General features: G+C 60.3%; 15 protein-coding genes. 10 read left to right on the forward strand and 5 right to left on the reverse strand.

Annotated features, from left to right (window positions below; all coding sequences use genetic code 11):
• Positions 1-123 precede the first annotated feature (123 nt).
• Positions 124-981: a MurR/RpiR family transcriptional regulator gene (locus LA304_RS15385; RefSeq protein WP_224504048.1), complete on the forward strand. Its 858-nt coding sequence runs from the start codon at positions 124-126 to the stop codon at positions 979-981.
• 210 nt (positions 982-1,191) lie between these two features.
• Positions 1,192-3,369, forward strand: a complete 2,178-nt coding sequence (katG, locus tag LA304_RS15390; protein ID WP_224504049.1) for a catalase/peroxidase HPI — start codon at positions 1,192-1,194, stop codon at positions 3,367-3,369.
• 82 nt (positions 3,370-3,451) lie between these two features.
• On the opposite strand, the gene LA304_RS15395 is transcribed toward katG, so the two are convergent.
• The 5 genes from LA304_RS15395 to LA304_RS15415 form a co-directional block, all read right to left on the reverse strand.
• A complete protein-coding gene (locus LA304_RS15395; RefSeq protein ID WP_224504050.1) occupies positions 3,452-4,267 on the reverse strand; it encodes a sugar phosphate isomerase/epimerase family protein in 816 nt (271 codons plus the stop codon).
• A gap of 5 nt (positions 4,268-4,272) precedes the next feature.
• Positions 4,273-4,884 carry an NIPSNAP family protein gene (locus LA304_RS15400; protein ID WP_224504051.1) on the reverse strand — a complete coding sequence of 204 codons (612 nt, stop codon included), beginning with the start codon at positions 4,882-4,884 and terminating at the stop codon, positions 4,273-4,275.
• Positions 4,884-6,632, reverse strand: coding sequence for an FAD-dependent oxidoreductase (locus LA304_RS15405; protein WP_224504052.1), 1,749 nt, complete (start codon positions 6,630-6,632; stop codon positions 4,884-4,886). The genes LA304_RS15400 and LA304_RS15405 overlap by 1 nt, the downstream gene beginning before the upstream one ends.
• A gap of 67 nt (positions 6,633-6,699) precedes the next feature.
• Positions 6,700-7,524, reverse strand: coding sequence for an IclR family transcriptional regulator (locus LA304_RS15410; protein WP_224504053.1), 825 nt, complete (start codon positions 7,522-7,524; stop codon positions 6,700-6,702).
• 16 nt (positions 7,525-7,540) lie between these two features.
• Positions 7,541-8,617, reverse strand: a complete 1,077-nt coding sequence (locus LA304_RS15415; RefSeq protein ID WP_224504054.1) for a Gfo/Idh/MocA family protein — start codon at positions 8,615-8,617, stop codon at positions 7,541-7,543.
• Positions 8,618-8,814: 197 nt separating this feature from the next.
• Between LA304_RS15415 and LA304_RS15420 the strand changes: the two genes are divergently transcribed.
• From LA304_RS15420 to LA304_RS15455, 8 genes are all read left to right on the forward strand, one after another.
• A complete protein-coding gene (locus tag LA304_RS15420) occupies positions 8,815-10,560 on the forward strand; it encodes an FAD-dependent oxidoreductase (protein ID WP_224504055.1) in 1,746 nt (581 codons plus the stop codon).
• Complete coding sequence (locus LA304_RS15425) at positions 10,557-11,477, forward strand: NAD-dependent epimerase/dehydratase family protein (protein WP_224504056.1); 921 nt, start codon at positions 10,557-10,559, stop codon at positions 11,475-11,477. Before LA304_RS15420 ends, LA304_RS15425 begins: the two co-directional genes overlap by 4 nt.
• A 151-nt stretch (positions 11,478-11,628) precedes the next feature.
• Positions 11,629-12,426, forward strand: coding sequence for a shikimate dehydrogenase family protein (locus tag LA304_RS15430; RefSeq protein ID WP_224504057.1), 798 nt, complete (start codon positions 11,629-11,631; stop codon positions 12,424-12,426).
• 54 nt (positions 12,427-12,480) lie between these two features.
• A complete protein-coding gene (locus tag LA304_RS15435; RefSeq protein ID WP_224504058.1) occupies positions 12,481-13,608 on the forward strand; it encodes an ABC transporter substrate-binding protein in 1,128 nt (375 codons plus the stop codon).
• Positions 13,609-13,727: 119 nt separating this feature from the next.
• Positions 13,728-14,858, forward strand: coding sequence for an ABC transporter substrate-binding protein (locus LA304_RS15440; RefSeq protein ID WP_224504059.1), 1,131 nt, complete (start codon positions 13,728-13,730; stop codon positions 14,856-14,858).
• Positions 14,859-14,952: 94 nt separating this feature from the next.
• Positions 14,953-15,831 carry a branched-chain amino acid ABC transporter permease gene (locus LA304_RS15445; protein ID WP_224504060.1) on the forward strand — a complete coding sequence of 293 codons (879 nt, stop codon included), beginning with the start codon at positions 14,953-14,955 and terminating at the stop codon, positions 15,829-15,831.
• A complete protein-coding gene (locus LA304_RS15450) occupies positions 15,828-16,799 on the forward strand; it encodes a branched-chain amino acid ABC transporter permease (protein ID WP_224504061.1) in 972 nt (323 codons plus the stop codon). Before LA304_RS15445 ends, LA304_RS15450 begins: the two co-directional genes overlap by 4 nt.
• Entirely contained in the window at positions 16,799-17,548 is a 750-nt protein-coding gene (locus tag LA304_RS15455) for an ABC transporter ATP-binding protein (RefSeq protein WP_224504062.1), read from the forward strand. The genes LA304_RS15450 and LA304_RS15455 overlap by 1 nt, the downstream gene beginning before the upstream one ends.
• The last annotated feature ends 1 nt before the right edge of the window (position 17,549 follow it).

Consider the following 17,549-nt stretch of genomic DNA (forward strand, 5'->3'; position numbering starts at 1 on the left):
CGTTGATATGTTTGACACGATAGAACTCGAATTCGGTTTGGAACGCTTGATATCGAGAGTGAAAAAGGTTTTTCATGAACTGTGCAAACATGAAATATGGATTTCCTAACGGGGAGGCGCACTGTGCCAAAAAAAGAAGCGGAAACCGCGCCGATGTCGATCTCCAAGCGTGTTCATGAAGCATATGGCGGTTTGTCGGAGGGGGAGAAACGGATTGCCGATTCCCTTTTGCATAACCCGTCGGAGCTTGCCGTTTTTACGGCCACAGAGCTTGCGGGTGAGGCGGGGGTGTCGAATGCGACGGTGAGCCGCTTCTTTCGCCGGTTGGGGTATGACAGCTTTGAACAGGCCCGTCAGGAAGCGCGAAAGTTCCGCGCGGCGGGGTCTCCACTCTTTACTGGTGGGATGACACCGGCGAGTGAACAAATCTCCGAGGTACTGCAAAGCGAGATCAATGTTCTCGAAGGGACATTAACCCGCCTCAATCCTATGACGTTGCGGGAAATTGTGCAGGCAATTGCCACGGCCAAGCGCGTTCGGACGCTCGGTTATCGGAACAGTCACTTTCTCGCCCAGTATTTCACGGCGCAGCTTGCCCAGATCCGCCGTGCGGTGTCGCCCATGCTGCTGCCCGGCCAAACGCATGCGGAAGGGATTTCGCTTTTGGGCGCGGATGACCTCGCCATTGTCATCGGTCTGCGTCGCCGTCCGGCGAACTTTAACCGTGTGGTTGAGGAGATTGCCGGAACCGGAGCGCGTATCCTTCTGATTGCGGACCAAACTGTGCGTGAGGCTCCCGCATTCGCGACGTGGACAATTGAATGTCAGGTCGAAACGTCCCAGTTCGCCGACGCCTATTCCGGAGCTCTCGCCGTGTTGCGATTGCTCAGTGTCGAGGCGCGTCTCGCACTCGGAACCGCCGGTCAAACCTATCTCGAAGAAGTCGAAGAACGCCGCGATCGTCTTCAGGAACTCGAATAATCTGAGGTCCGAATGCGTGCTGATTTAGCGCTCGAACGCCTTACGCGCCTGTCATAAGATTTTCTTATATTATCGATATGAAAATAGAAATTATAATAATCGAAAGCCACTGCTACGTTTTCTCACGAGCTCGAAAATTAGATTCGAGACGACGTGTTTTTCGCGACCGCGCCTGGGGAGGACGGTGTCGCAATTTGAAGGAGAAAACCCATGGACGGAAATGATCGTGATACGTCGGGCAAATGTCCGGTTATGCATGGCAGCATGACGGCGATGAAATCGTCGGTGATGGACTGGTGGCCGAATGCGCTCAACCTCGACATCCTGCATCAGCATGACACCAAAACGAACCCGATGGGCGCGGACTTTGATTACCGCGAAGAGGTGAAGTCGCTTGATTACGATGCGCTGAAGGCCGACCTGCACGCCCTTATGACGGATAGCCAAGAGTGGTGGCCCGCAGACTGGGGCCACTATGGTGGTCTCATGATCCGTATGGCGTGGCACGCGGCGGGGTCCTACCGTCTCGCGGATGGTCGTGGCGGTGGCGGCACCGGCAACCAGCGTTTTGCACCGCTGAACTCTTGGCCGGATAACGTGAGCCTCGACAAAGCGCGTCGTCTGCTGTGGCCGATCAAAAAGAAATACGGCAATAAAATCAGCTGGGCCGACCTGATGATCCTTGCGGGTAACGTGGCCTATGAGTCCATGGGGCTCAAAACCTTCGGTTTCGGTTATGGCCGTCCGGACATCTGGCATCCGGAGACCGACGTCTATTGGGGCGCTGAAAAAGAGTGGCTCGCACCGTCTGACGAGCGCTATGACGATGTGGCCGATCCCGCCTCAATGGAAAACCCGCTCGCAGCCGTGCAGATGGGTCTGATCTATGTGAACCCTGAGGGTGTGAACGGCCAACCTGACCCGCTCAAAACCGCCGCGCAGGTACGCGAGACCTTTGCCCGTATGGCGATGAACGACGAAGAGACTGTGGCCCTCGCAGCAGGTGGTCACACCGTCGGCAAAACTCACGGCAATGGAGACGCAGAGGCACTTGGCCCTGATCCGGAGGCTGCTGGTCCCGAAATGCAGGGTCTCGGCTGGGCGAACCCGAACATGGGCGGAAAGGCCGCGAATGCAGTGACTTCCGGCATCGAGGGCGCATGGACGACGCACCCGACGGTGTTCGACATGGGCTATTTCGACCTGCTCTTCGGGTATGAATGGGAACTCAAGAAATCGCCCGCCGGTGCATGGCAGTGGGAGCCGATCGACATCAAGGAAGAGGATAAGCCACTTGATGCGACCGATCCGTCGAAACGTCACAACCCGATCATGACCGACGCGGACATGGCGATGAAGATGGACCCGATCTATAACGAGATCTGCCAGAAGTTCATCGCTGATCCGGCGTATTTCCAGGACACGTTCGCCCGTGCGTGGTTCAAGCTGACGCACCGCGATATGGGGCCGAAAGTGCGCTATATCGGGCCGGAAGTTCCGTCCGAAGACCTGATCTGGATGGACCCTGTGCCGGCTGGCGCGACTGATTACGATGTCGCGGCGGTGAAAGCGAAGATCGCAGCGTCAGGTCTGTCCCTGTCCGAGATAGTTTCTACCGCTTGGGACAGCGCGCGCACCTATCGCGGCTCTGACATGCGCGGCGGTGCCAACGGTGCGCGTATCCGTCTTGCTCCGCAGAAGGACTGGGAAGGCAACGAACCGGAGCGTCTCGCCAAAGTGCTGTCGGTTCTGGAGCCGATTGCAGCCGAGGCAGGGGCATCCATCGCGGATGTGATCGTTCTCGCCGGCAACGTCGGTGTGGAGCAGGCCGCGAAAGCCGCCGGTTTCGATATCGAGGTGCCGTTTGCGCCGGGTCGTGGGGATGCGACCGACGAGATGACGGATGCAGAGAGCTTTGACCCGCTCGAGCCGCTCGCAGACGGCTACCGAAACTGGATGAAGAAGGACTATGTGGTGAGTGCGGAGGAGCTGATGCTCGACCGGACCCAACTCATGGGGCTGACCGCGAACGAGATGACCGTTTTGGTCGGCGGGATGCGCGTCATGGGCACCAACTACGGGGCCACCAAACATGGCGTGTTCACGGACCGCGAAGGCGCGCTGACGCCGGACTTCTTCGTGAACCTTACCGACATGGCCTACAAATGGGCGCCTGTCGGGGATGGCACCTATCAGATCGTCGACCGCAAATCCGGCGATGTGAAATGGACCGCGACGCGTATGGATCTCGTGTTCGGTTCCAACTCCATCCTCCGCGCCTACGCCGAGGTCTACGCGCAAGACGACAACGCCGGGAAATTCGTAACGGATTTCGTGGCGGCGTGGACCAAGGTGATGAACGCGGATCGGTTCGATCTGACGGCGTAAACAAATCCACCTCCGGCTGAAAAAATGGAACCGCGCCAGTTATTGCTGGCGCGGTTTCTGTTTGCTCGGACTCGGCGATACTTTAAATTGCGCTCTCCAGAACCATCGCTTTGGTTCGATCCAAGGCCTCGCGCGCACGGGTTTTGGCATCGACTGTTTTCGCCTTCACCAGTTGCGGAATTTCGACGCTCAGAACCGTGTCGGCGGGGAGCGCCCGCACCATCCCCTTGAGATCGATGCCACCGTCCCCCGGCAAGAGGCGCGCGCCGCGCGCGATCTCAATCAGACCGGCATCAGACGGATCGTAGGGTTTCGGCCCGTCACAAATCTGCGCGTAGTGGATGAACTGCGGCGGCAGGTTGCGGATGTCCTCAAGCGTGCTGCCCGCGCGGTCCCAGTGCAGCCCGTCGATCAGAACGCCCGCATTCGGACAGCCCGACGCCTCCACAATCGCCTGTGCCTCTCGCAAGGTTTTGACACCCGTCCACGGCATGAATTCGAGATCACCGGTGAGGCCATATTCTGCCGCGAGATTGCAGAAGGCCGTGAAGGTCGCTGTGATCCGGTCATGGTTCGGGTCGTCGCCCGCAACCAGCACGTTCTTTGCGTCAAGCCGTTGTCCCAGCGCGAGAAAATCCCGAAAGCTCTCGACATCCGTGTCCGGTTTCAGGCGGGCAATCTCGATGTCGGCGATGCCGATACCGGTCTCGTCCAACGCGGCTTTCACGCGCGCTTCAACGTTCGGATCGGACATGATCGGGTAGGGCGGTTCCGTCGGGGCGGCAGGCAGAAACCGCAGCCCCACGAGGTCATATCCCGTCGCCGCAGCGATGCGCACCGCTTCATCCGGTGCGACCGCGTGCGTGGTTAGAAAGGCGAGTGAATACCGATGCGCCATGTCGATCACTTCAACGGAGAGAAGGGGAGCGGCATCGCGATGGCGCTGGTCATGTCAGGGGTGAGCCAGTCGGGACCACCCTTCGCTGGCCATTTGCCGTCCGCGACGGATTGGCTACGGGCCTTTGCGCGGGCTTCAAGAGAGCTATAGGGCCAGATTTGCGTCACACGCGGGCTACCGTCAAAGCCCCACATGGCGACCGTGAGCGGCGAATATTCGGAGCGGGCAGGGATGACTTCGCGCCATTTGTCCTGCGTCACAGAAACGCCGTTGAGTTTGGCCTTATAGGTGCGGAATTCGTAGATCGGGCCATAGGTGCCCGGCGTCACCGGCGGCAGGAAATCAAACGGTTTGTAGCTGTCAAAGCGCAGATCGATGAGGTGCTCCATGCAACCCATCGGGTTTTCGGACATGATGGCGCGTTCGCGCTCATCCATCATCTCGTCGAGGCTGTCAAAGCCGCGCAAGACATAGACTTCATTGAGATTTCCGATGTCCGTGCCCCACGCGCCGAGGAGTGTGCCTTTGCCCGCAGCCAGCCAGTTCTGCAGCCCTTCCGAGGCTTTGCCTGCGCCGAAAATCACGGTCTTGAGTGTGGCGATTTCATAATATGTCATCATGCGTCCTTTCTATGAGTTGGAATGTTGGTTTCGAGGCCGCTCACCGGCAGCCCGGCCAGTCGTCGCCCGACGACGTAGCCAAATGTCATCCCCGGCCCGAGCGTAATCCCGCCGGAGGGGTAATGCCCGCCCATGATCGAGGCGGCGTCATTGCCGATGGCGTAGAGCCCGTCGATGGGGGCGCCTGTGGTCGAGAGAACCTGCCCGTTGGCGGCGGTTTTGATCCCCGCGAAGGTGCCGAGCGAGCCGGGGACGAGCTTCACGGCGTAAAACGGGCCTTGGTCGAGCGGGCGGAGCGAGGGGTTTGGCCCTCTGTGCTTTGCCCAGCCAGACGCGCGGTTGTATGGCGTCTCCCCGCGGTGGAATGCGGGATCGCGCCCCTCGCGGGCCTGTGTGTTGAACTGCTGAACCGTGCTCTCCAACGCGTCAGACGGCAGATTGCACTTTGCCGCGAGATCGTTGAGCGTCCGTCCGCGTTTGAGATAGCCGGACCGCAGGAAGGGGCCGAGCGGGAAGGGGAAGGGCTTCGCCCATCCGATCCCGAACTGGCGCTGTGCACGGTGGTCGCAGATGAGCCACGCTTCGGGTGCTTGGCCTGCGGGGGTGGCGGCAAAGAGCGCTTTCATGAACTCATGGTAGCTGTTGGCTTCATTCACAAAGCGTTTTCCGCGTCGGTCCACCGCGATAAAGCCGGGTTTGGCGCGGTCCACCAAATGCGGGAAGTTCTTGAACCCACCTTTGCCATCAGGCACGCGCGACACGGGTGCCCATGCGGCGGGTTCCGCAAGTGTCGTATCGACCTCACCGCCGATCCCCTCGGCGAGGCGCAATCCGTCGCCGGTGTTCGTCGTTGGCGCGGCAGAGGCGTGGGGGATCGTTTTAGAATGGGCAAAGGCCGTTTTCTGGCGCTCCGCATCATGGGGAAACCCGCCCGCCGCGAGGATGACGCCGCGTTTGGCGCGTACCTCGATCTCTTTTCCGCCGCGGGTGAGATGCGCACCGATCACACGGCCGTCCTCGGATATCAGCCCCGTAACGGGACAGCTGTGCCAGAGGGTCACGCCATGCTCCTGCGCTGCCTTCAGGAGATGCGCGACAAGGGCGTTTCCACCCACAAGCTGAGTGCCTCGGCCACGAAGGACCAGATCGACGACATGGCGAGAGAGGCGCTTCGAAATGTGCCAAATTGACGATGGGCTGCGCCAAGATTGGAAAAAATGTGCCATATCCGCGCCGCTGTTGATCCCCATGCCCCAGAGCGACAGGATATCGCGGGGCGGGCGCAGGCGTTTGAACAGCGGCCCGAGCGTGCGCCCGTTGAACGGCGCGGCGGTGACGGATCGTCCGCCTGTGACAGCCCCGTCGTGATCGTAGAAATCCGGCACCTTATTGCCATCAACCCATGTCATCGCGCCGATCTCTTCGAGAAAGGCGACCATTTCAGGCCCGTTATGGAGAAAGGCCTCGATGCGCGGGTCTTGGATGCGATTGCCGAGCAAGGCGCGCAGGTAGCGGCGCGGCGCCTCGGGGTCTTCCACGATGCCCGCACGTTCCGCCAGCGGGTTCTGCGGAATCCAGAGCCAGCCGCCCGACCACGCAGATGTGCCGCCAAAGACCTCGGTCTTTTCCGCGACGAGGACATCCAGTCCCGCTTCTCTCGCTGTAATCGCGGCACAAAGAGCCGCCGCGCCTGATCCAACGATCAGAACGTCGCAGGCCGTGACGCCCGCCAATTCGCTGTCCATAGGTCTGCCTTGGTCTACCTGCGTGAAAGGCACCACGCGTTCGGGTCAGAGGGCAGAACCGCTTGGTTCAGCCCGCCTGACGGGTTTCGGTTTCAAGCGCCTGTGCAGTCAGCGCCCGGTTTCGGTTGAAAAAGAACGACGCCTCTGCCGCGCCACCGATTTCCTCGGCGGCCTCCTTCAGAAGCGGATAGAAGTCTTCCATAAGCTCACGGGTGACCCGCACGGCCGGTCCCGCAATAGACAGGCAACCGATCACAGCGCCGGTCTCGGTCGAACGCACCGGCATTGCCATGGCGCCCATGCCCGCGTGGTAGCTGTCGAAACTGACAGCGTAGCCCTTTTCGCGCGCCTCAGCGACGGAGGCGAGCACTTCGGAAATCGTCGTGGGCGCCCCCGGGCCAACGGGGAAATCAGGCTTGATCCCCTGCGCGCCAATGCGTTCGAGGACTTCTTCGTCGCTCAAGGTGGAGAGGAGCGCGTGACCACCGGCGGAGCAGGCCAGATGCACCTTGATCCCCTGTTCACGGCCCGGATCATAGCGCAGCCCCGCGACCGCGCCCTGTGCGACGCCAACCCAAACGAGATCGTCCCCGTCGATCACCGACAGGCGCACCAATTCACGTGTGTCTGCGGCGAGGCGGTCAAGGATGGGCTGGGTGATATCCGGCACACCGGTGCGGGCCAGAAAGGCGAGCCCGATCCCGGCGAGTTTGATCGTGAGGGCATAGTCCCCCTGATTGCGCAACTGGCGCACGTACCCGAATTGCGAGAGCTCTTTGAGCAGGCGATGTGCCGCAGAGGCAGGCATGTCCAACTCGCTCGCAATCAGGCTCACCTGTAGCCCCTCGGGGTTCTTTCCGAGAAGTTCAAGGATCGCCAAGGTTCGTTCCATTACGCCGGACATAATCTTACTCCATCATCGCTTTCGGCTTAGATGGGGCGTTTTGCGTAGGCGGGTCAATGTAAACGGGGCGTTTTTCCGCAATCGCGCGGCGAATGGCCTCGATCACGGCGATATTTGCCGCCCCATCCGCGAGCGTGATGCGCGAGGATTCCTCGCCCTCAATCACAGCGGCAAAGTGGCGGATTTGTTCGATATAGCTGTCGATAGGGAGGCCGTGGAGCGGATGGTTCTCCTGCGGCACGGTCCAGTCGGCGGGACCGGCATGGGTCCAGAACGCGAGATCGGGCAGGCTCATCCCTGCTTTCGTGCCGGAGAACATGTGAGAGACTGCGGGCATGGCGGGGAAACGCGCGAGGTTTTCGCCTGCGGTCGTGTCCCAGCACCACGGGCCGACGCCCGCGTCCGTGAGGGACACCGTGACCAGACCACCGCCCGCCAGTTTGAGGATGACCGCTGCCGTGTCCTCAACGTCAAACCCGCGTTGATCGTTTGAGGCGATGGCGAAAACCTCTGAAATCTCGCCAAACAGGTGCCGGACCAGATCGATTTCATGGATCAGATTGATCAGGATCGGTCCACCAGCCCCTTTCTCGCGCCGCCATTCGACGTCGAAGTAGCTATCGGCCTTGCGCAGGGTGGCGGAGATGGTGCCGGAGACAAGTGTGCCGAACCGCTCGTCCAGAATTGCCTTCTTTGCCGCTTGAATAATCGGGTTGTGACGGCGGTGGTGCCCCACGAGACCGGGCACGCCTGTGCGGTCCGAGAGTGCCACGAGTTCGGCACAGGCCTCAGCGTTTTCGCCCAAAGGTTTTTCCACGAGGACGGGAATGCCTGCCTCGATGAGGGCTGTTGCCTGAGGCACATGGAGCGCGTTCGGGGTCGCGATGACGACGCCGTCAACCGCGCCACTAGGTAGGTCCTCCAGCTTCCTGAAATGGGGGCTGTCCAACTCCTTTGCGAGCGCTTCTCCGGTCGCAAACGGATCGACGATCCCGACCAGCTCTGTTCGTCCACAGGCTCGAATCGCCTCGGCGTGGGTGCGCCCGATGGCGCCGCCGCCAATCACAGCTATGCGCGTCATTTTCATGCTGTTTTTCCTTCCTCGGCCCCGTTTCTCGGCGCCGCTCCTTGAGATGACTATAGCCATCAAAATCAAAAATAAAAGAAATTTTAAAACTTGAAAGAGTTTCCAAAAATGGCAATGATCTAAACCAACGCACAGACTGCGCTGCGCAAAACATCATGAAAACAATGAATTGCGCACAAGGGAGGACAGAGATGAAAAAAGAATCGCGGACCGCGGTGCTGCCTGCAGACGGGTCGACCTATGATGTGATCGTGCTTGGCGCAGGGGCGGCGGGCATGTCGGCAGCCACCTTTGCGGCGATGGAGGGCGGGCGCGTTCTTTTGGTCGAGCGCACGGAATATCTCGGCGGGACATCGGCCTTTTCGGCGGCGACGACATGGGTTCCGAACACCCGTTTCCGCGATGAATTGGGGGCCGAAGATAGTGAAGAGAATGTCATGGGCTTTCTCGACCGCGCCGTCGGCAACCGTGCCCCGCGCCCGCTGCGCGAAGCTTTTGTGAAGCGCGGCCCTGAGGCGATCCACCGGCTCGAAGACGAGACCGATGTGAAGTTCCGCGGTCGTCCGTTCCATCCCGATTACCTGCATGAGCTGGAGGGCTCGACCTCTTTCGGGCGCGCCCTCGAACCCGAGCCGTTCGATGGGGCGCTTTTGGGGGATGACATCTGGCTCGTCCGTCCGCCCATTCCGGAATTCACCATTCTCGGCGGGATGCAGATTGACCGCGACGACATTCCGCACCTGTTGAAGATGAAGCAGAGCGCCCGTTCGCTCGCCTATTCCATGCGGATCGTGGCGCGGTACTACCTGCGCAAATGGGCGCATGGGCGCGATACGCGGATGCTGATGGGCAATGCTCTCATCGGTCGTTTCCTGTATGAGGCCCGCAAACGCGGCGTCGAGATTGCGACGGAAACCAAAACCACGGGTCTGACGCCCCTCGGTGGTGGCGCGTTCAAGCTTATGCTGGAGCAGGGTGGCAAGACGGTCGAGGTCACAGCGACGAAGGGTGTGGTGCTCTCCTCTGGCGGCTTCGCGCGCCATCCGGTCAAGCGTCAGGAGATGCTTCCGTCGCCCGCGCCGCGTGTGTCGCCATCTGCGCCTGGTCACACCGGCGAGTTGCATGACATCGTTCTGGGCCTCGGGGCGCATTACTCCGACACCTCGGCGCAGCCCTGCTACTGGGCGCCAGTGTCGATCCGAAAGCGCAAGGACGGTTCAGAAGCCGCTTTCCCGCATTTCGTGCTCGACCGCTCCAAACCGGGCATCATTTCGGTCGGTAAGGATGGGAAACGGTTCGTCAACGAGAGCCGGAGCTACCACGAATTTGTATCTGCGATGTACGCAGCGGACAAGGACGGTTCCCATATCCCGACCTACCTGATCGCGGATGCGGCGGCGGCGACCAAATATGGGATGGGGATGATCCATCCGGGGACAAAGGATTTCACGCCGTTCCTCGCCGATGGCTATCTGATAAAGGGCGCGACGCTGCGTGAGTTGGGCCAGAAGCTCGGGATCGACAAAGACAACCTCGTCGCAACTGTCGAGCGTTTCAATGACCTTGCATCAAAAGGCGTCGATGAGGACTTTCATCGTGGCGAAACGGTGTATGAGCGCGCGAACGGCGATGCCACGCATGGCCCGAACCCGACGCTTCGCCCGCTTGGGGCTGGGCCTTACTACGCGGTCAAGCTCTATCCGGGGGATATCGGGGCCGCGACGGGTCTCGTCACGGACGAAAGCGCACGTCTCCTGCACAAAGACGGCTCGGTGATCGAAGGGCTCTATGCGGCGGGTGCCGATATGAACTCCATCATGGGTGGCGTCTATCCGGGGCCGGGGATCACGATTGGACCAGGCATCGTTTTTGGGTCCATTGCGGCCACGCATGCCATGTCTCGCGGCGTTTCCGAGACCGCGCGGAAGGCGTCATGACCGGCTGGACAGAGAAACCTGTCCTCGTGACCGGCGGGACGGGGTTTCTCGGCGCGTTTGTCGCGCGGGAACTTGTGGCGCAGGGATTGAAGCCGCGTCTCTTTGATCTGAGGCCGCAGGCGGAGACCTTGGAGTTTGTGTCTGCTGGTCTTTCGGATCAGTGCGAGATCATCGCGGGGGATGTCACCGACGCGCCCGCAGTCGCCGACGCGATGCTTGGCTGTGGGGCCGTCATCCATCTCGCGGGCCTCATGACTATAGATTGCAAGGCTGATCCGGTCCGTGCGGCGAAAGTCAACCTGATCGGGGGGCAAACCGTCATCGCAGAGGCGGTGAATGCGCGTGCGTCCCGTCTGGCCTATGCGTCGAGTTCCGCCGTCTATGGCGCGGGCGAGGGGCGTTTGCCCCATCCGGAAACGCTCTACGGGGTTCATAAGCTCGCCATTGAGGGCATGGCGCGGTGTGCGTGGCTCGATCATGGTCTGCCGAGTGTCGGGTTTCGTCCCTACATCGTCTACGGGCCGGGTGAGAGCGCGGGGATCGCGGCGGGACCGTCGATTGCATTGCGGGCTGCTGCACTTGCACAATCCGCGACAATTCAGTTTTCGGGAGCCGTGGGATTTGTCCATGTCGCCGATGTGGCGCGTGCTTTTGTCCAAGGCTTGTTCGAAGCGACGGAAGGCGCGGAGGTGTTTGACCTTCACGGGGCGTCGGCCACGGTCGAGGAATTTGTCCGTGCGCTCAAAGACGCAGTGCCGGACGCACGGGTCGAAATCGAGGGAAATCCTCTGAAAACACCTGAAATTCTGCAGGGCGGGGCGCGTGCGGCGTGGTTCGATGCGCTTCCTGTGACGTCTCTGGAGGACGGAATTTCACAGACTTTGGCGCATTGGCGCGCCGCGTTGCAGGACGCGTGAGAAGGGTCGGAGTGCTGCCTGAGCGCTTCGGGTGGGTCTCTAGCGAATTGTCCAATTTATCCGGAGCGCCGTCCATTCAGTGACGGGCAAAGGATTGCAATTTTAACTGCAAGAGGGCGCATCGGGAGAACGCGCTGGGGAGGAAATGGGAATGGATGTCGAGCTGAACGGGGAAACCCTGCTCTATCCGATCGCGGGCGATCCAATCGCTCAGGTCAAGTCACCGGGACTACTGACCGGCATTCTCGTTGAGCGCGGGAAGAACGCGCTCGTCGTGCCGGCGCATGTGCATCCAGATGATTACGCGACGTTTGTTGCGACGATGAAAACACTGCCGAATGTCGATGGTCTGATTGCCACTGTTCCGCACAAGCAGGCAACGCTCGGATATTGCGACCACCCGACGGAGCGCGCGGCCTTCGCCGGATCTGTCAACGTAATGCACAAGCGCGCCGACGGAACGTGGCAAGGCGATAACACGGACGGTCAGGGCTATCTCAATGGCGTGGCCGACTGCGGGTTCGATATCGCAGGAAAACGCGCGCTTCTCGTCGGTGTTGGCGGTGCGGGTGCGGCCATTGCCTACGAAATTCTCGCCCGCGGCGCGGCCTATCTTGCCATCCATGACGTCGACAGCGCGCGTCGGGACGCCACGATTGCCCGCCTCGAAGATCGCTTCCCCGGCAAAGTCGGCGTGGGGAGCGCTGATCCGACGGGATATGATTTTGTCGGTAACGCAACGCCGGTCGGTATGCGGGAGGGCGATCCTCTGCCGATCGACGCACACAAGTATGAAAGCCACCAGTTCGTGGCCGACAGCATCACCAAACCAACCATCACACCACAGCTCGAAATCGCACAGAGCAAAGGCTGCGCCATCATGCCGGGGCTCGGCATGTTCAATGCGCAGGCGGAACTCTTGGTGGACGTGATGACTGGCAACTCATGACGGGTCGCACACACAGATAACCCGTTCCAATCAGCATCTATCAGGGAGGAGACCATGCTGAAAACTCTACTCACAGGAACCGCGCTCGCCGCAGGTTTCGGACTGGCCGCACAGGCGGACACGATCCACATCGCAAACATCGCCGAGCTTTCGGGCGCGGGTGCTGCCGCAGGGTCCGTTTGGGCCGATGGCGTGCATCTCGCAATCGACGAGATCAACGAGAACGGCGGCATTCTCGGGATGAAGGTCGATATGGCGGAATACGACAGCCAGACCGATCCGCTGCAGTCGCGTGCGCTCGTGCAAAAGGCCATCGACGGCGGCGCGTTCGCTCTACTGGGCACGGTTTACTCGTCGTCCACCGTTGTGAATATGCTCGTGGCCCAACAGAACGGCATCCCGCAGTTCACCGGTTCCGAGGCCCCGTCCATTACATCCAAGGGCAACCCCTACATCTTCCGCACCGCCTTTGGTGCGCAGAAGGGGATGCCGAAGATCGGCGCTTTCCTCAAAGACACGCTTGGCGTCGATAAGGTCGCGATTGCATGGGCGAACACCGAATACGGTAAAGGCGGGCATGATGCGTTCACCAATGTTGCCGAAGAGATGGGTCTCGATATCGTGGCCGACGTGCCGTCAGAGCAGGGCCAAGCGGACTTCTCCGCTGACGTTCTCAAGATCAAGAACGCAGGTGCGGAAGCCGTCTTTATCTACCTTACCGAAGAAGAAAGCGCGCGTTTCCTGATCGAAGCCGAAAAGCAGGGTCTCGATATTCCGCGTGTGGGTGACACGGTGCTCGCCTCTCAGAAGGTGATCGACCTCGCCGGTGGTGCTGCTGAGGGCGCACTGGGCCACGTCGGTCTATCCGCCGATGCACCTGTTCCGCTCCTGAAGGAGATGGATGCGAAGTTCACAGAGCGCTTCGGCTACCGTCCGGATCACAACGCGATCAAGGGCTACATTGGCGCCTACACCATCAAATATGGCACTGAAATAGTTGGTGAAATTGACAGCCAGAAGCTCGCGGATGCGATGCATGGTCTGTGCCTTGATGCCGAAACCTATCCGGGTGTTCTGATGGACATCTGCTGGGATGAGACCGGCGAAGTGTCCCGCGAGAGCTTCATGGTCGAAGTGAAGAACAACGCACAGGAAATCACGACCATCCTGCCGCCGAACTAAGGCGACCGAAGAAAAGTCCCTGCGCCGTGGAGGTCGGCGCAGGGAGCGAATTGCAGGCCCACGCACATCAAAAAGGGCCGCTTTTCAAGCACCTGAAAAGGTCTAGGGAGGGACTAATCATGAAACGCACTTATCTGGCTGGTGTCAGCCTGACTGCACTTTTGATGGCCGGTGGCGCAGTCGCCGAGACGGTCAAGATTGCCAACATTTCCGAGCTGTCCGGCCCGGGCGCTGCGGCCGGGACGGTCTGGGCGCACGGTGTCGAGTTGGCCGTGGATGAGATTAACGAGCACGGCGGTATCCTCGGGATGCCCGTCGAGATGAAAGAATACGACAGCCAGACGGACCCGCAGGTCAGCCGCGCTCTGGTGCAGAAGGCGATCGATGAGGGCGCATTTGCGCTGCTCGGCACGGTCTATTCGTCCTCGACCGTCGTGAACATGCTCGTCGCGCAGATGAACGGCATTCCACAGTTCACCGCATCCGAGGCCCCGTCGATCACCTCGAAAGGCAACCCCTACATCTTCCGCACCAACTGGGGCGCACAGAAAGGGATGCCGAAGATCGGCAGCTACCTGAAGGACCAGCTCGGCGTTTCCAAAGTCGCGATTGCCTGGGCCAACACCGAATTCGGCAAGGGCGGCCACGACAGCTTTGTGTCCATCGTTGAGGACATGGGTCTAGACGTCGTTGCAGATATTCCGTCCGAACAGGGCCAAGCGGACTTCTCCGCAGACGTTCTCAAGATCAAGAACTCTGATGCAGAAGCCGTCTTCATCTACCTGACACAGGAAGAGGCCGCGCGGTTCCTGATGGAAGCCACGAAGCAAGGCCTCGACATCCCGAAAATCGGGGACAGCGTTCTGACCTCCGAGAAGGTGATCGATCTGGCCGGTGCCGCCGCGAATGGTGCGAAAGGCCACGTCGCTTTGACCATCGCCGCCGACGAACCGCGGGTTCAGGAGTTTGCAGACAAGTTCTCCGAACGCTTTGGCTATAGCCCCGATTACAACGCGATGAAGGGCTATATCGGCGCTTACACGATCAAATACGGCACGGAGATGGTGGGTGAGGTGAATAGCCAGAAACTCGCTGATGTGGTGCACGGTCTGTGTCTCGACGCCGATGAGTATCCCGGCGTTCTGATCGATATGTGCTGGGACGATACCGGAGAGGTCTCCCGCGAAAGTTACATGGTCGAGGTCGTCGATGGCCGCGAACAGGTGTCCGAAGTTCTCCCAGCGAACTGATGTTCGCATTTCAGGCGGCATGTCCGCCTCACCCTGTCCCCGCTCCTATTCGGGGGCAGGGGTTTTGTCCACTTAAACACGGGAAGGAATGGCAATGGCCGAACTCCTGCAAATCTTAGTCTCGGGACTGTCGGCGGGCGCGATCTATGCTCTTGCGGCTGTCGGTTTCACCCTGCTGTGGCAGGCGTCCCAAACCATCAACTTCGCGCAGGGCGAGTTCGTGATGCTGCCGGCCTTCTTTGTGCTCGCGGGTATGACGATCTTTGGCCTGCCGCTCTGGGCCGCGATCCTGACCGCCATGGTGCTGTCGCTCCTGATTTTGGGGGCGATGTTCAAAAAGCTGATCGTCGAACCGATGCTACCGCACGGCACGCTGCCTCTGGTCATCGCGACCATCGCGCTCGGGCTCCTGATGAAGGAAAGTGTCAAAGAGTTCTACTCTGCGCAGGGCCAGCCCTTCCCGACGCTTTTCCCGCAGCATGTGCTCGACTTCTTCGGCGCGTCGATCTCTGTGCAGGACATCTGCAACCTGATCGTGGCGTTTGCGGCGATTATCTCTCTGCAACTGTTCCTCGGGCGCACCCGAACAGGCCGCGCGATGCAGGCAACCGCGCAGGACCCGCGCGTCGCCGAAATCCTCGGCGTCGATGTGAAGCGGATGGTGATGTACACCTTCCTGATCAACGGCGCGCTGGCGGCGATTGCGTCGATCCTGATCTCGCCTGTGTATCTCGCGAAGTTCTCCAACGGTGAGACGCTCGGCATGATCGCCTTCATCGCGGCCATCGTCGGCGGCTTCAATCAGATCAAAGGCGCGCTCGTGGGCGGTCTGTTGATCGGTGTGATCGACAACGTCGCCGCCGTCTACATCTCCGCCGAATACCGCGCGGCGATCCCGCTCATCCTGCTCATTGTTATCATCATGGTGCGTCCGCAAGGCATCATGGGCACGTCCGAAGGGAGGACCGTATGACCGCTCTCCGTATCCTTTTTCTGTTCGCATTCGGTATCGCGCTCTTCATCGCGCCGATGGGGCAGGGCAACTACATCATCTACGTTCTGTGCTCCTGGCTGATCTTCTCGATCTCTGCCATGGGCCTCAACCTCACCCTCGGCTACGCAGGTCAGATCAGTCTGGCACAAGCGGCCTTCATGGGGATCGGGGCCTATATCACCGCGCTCCTCACCATGGCCGGTGTGCACTGGATCTTCGCGGTCTTCTGTTCCATCTCCGCGAGCTTTGTGATCGGTCTCGCCCTCGGCTATCCGGCGTTGCGCGTCCAGCACCACTTCCTCGCCTTCGTGACGCTCGCCTTCAACACGCTCGTGTTCCTCGTGCTTCGGAACGAAGACTGGCTCACGGGTGGGTCCCTCGGCCTCGTCGGTATCCCGCGTCCTGAGTTCGGTCCGTTCAACACGATGATGCAGCTGCCGTTCTACTACTTCGTTGTGGTCTGCTTCCTGATCACCGCAGCCGCCATGGCGTGGATGCTTCACTCTCCTTGGGGACGTGCGTTCAAGGCGCTCCGTGAAAACCCGATCCGCGCCAACTCTCTGGGCCTCAACACCACGCGCATGACATTGCTGGCCTTCGCCATCGGTTCTGCCATGGGTGGCCTCGCTGGCGCACTCCAAGCTCCGCTCGTGCAGTTCATCGAACCCGGGTCCTTCACGCTGATCCTGTCGCTCAAAATCCTGCTGATGGTGATTGTGGGTGGCTCCGGCTACTTCTTCGGCCCCATTCTTGGCGCGGGCCTAGTGGTCCTTCTGCCTGAAATGCTCCGCTTTACCGACGGCTACTACCTCATCATCTACGCACTGCTTGTGTTGGTCGTGATGATCTTCTCGCCGCAGGGTCTCATTGGCCTCGGACAGAAACTGCTCGCCTCCTTCAAACCGCAAGAGGAGCGTGGCGATCTCAAACAGGGAGCGCAATTGTGATGCAAGCCAATACAGTTCTGTCCGTTCAGGACATCAACAAACACTTCGGCCCGATCCGCGCGGTCAATGGCGTGACGTTCGAGGTCGAAAAGGGTGAAATCCTCGGTCTCATCGGACCGAACGGCTCCGGCAAGTCCACGCTGTTCAACTGTATCCTCGGACAGCTCACGCCCACCTCGGGCGGCGTGCAGATCAACGGGAAATCGGTGGCAGGTGCGCAGGCGCATGAACTGAGCAAAATGGGCGTGGGCCGCACATTCCAGCAACTCTCCGTCTTCCCCGAGATGACCGTGATCGAGAACATCATCATGGCGGGGCAGGAGCATCATGGCACGATGCTCACACGCCTCTTCGGCAAATCCGACGCCGGTCTGACGGGCGAGGCCGAAAAGATGATCGAGTTCTTCCGCCTCGGCCACCTGCGTGACGAAAAGGCGGGCGCGCTGTCCTACGGTCAGCAGAAACTGCTCGATGCCGCGATGGCCTTTATGGCGGGGCCAGAGATTGTGCTGCTCGATGAACCGGCAGGCGGGGTGAACCTCACGATGCTCCAGTATCTCAAGGAGCGTCTCATCACCTACAACCGTGAACACGGCACGACCTTTGTTGTGATCGAACACAACATGGAATTCGTGATGTCGCTGTGCACGCGGATCATCGTGCTGGCAGAAGGGCAGATCATTGCCGAGGGCGCGCCCGAGGACATCCGCTCGAACCAGCAAGTTATCGACGCATATCTGGGAGGCTGAT

The sequence above is a fragment of the Celeribacter litoreus genome, assembly GCF_020165855.1.
Classification (GTDB): domain Bacteria; phylum Pseudomonadota; class Alphaproteobacteria; order Rhodobacterales; family Rhodobacteraceae; genus Celeribacter; species Celeribacter litoreus.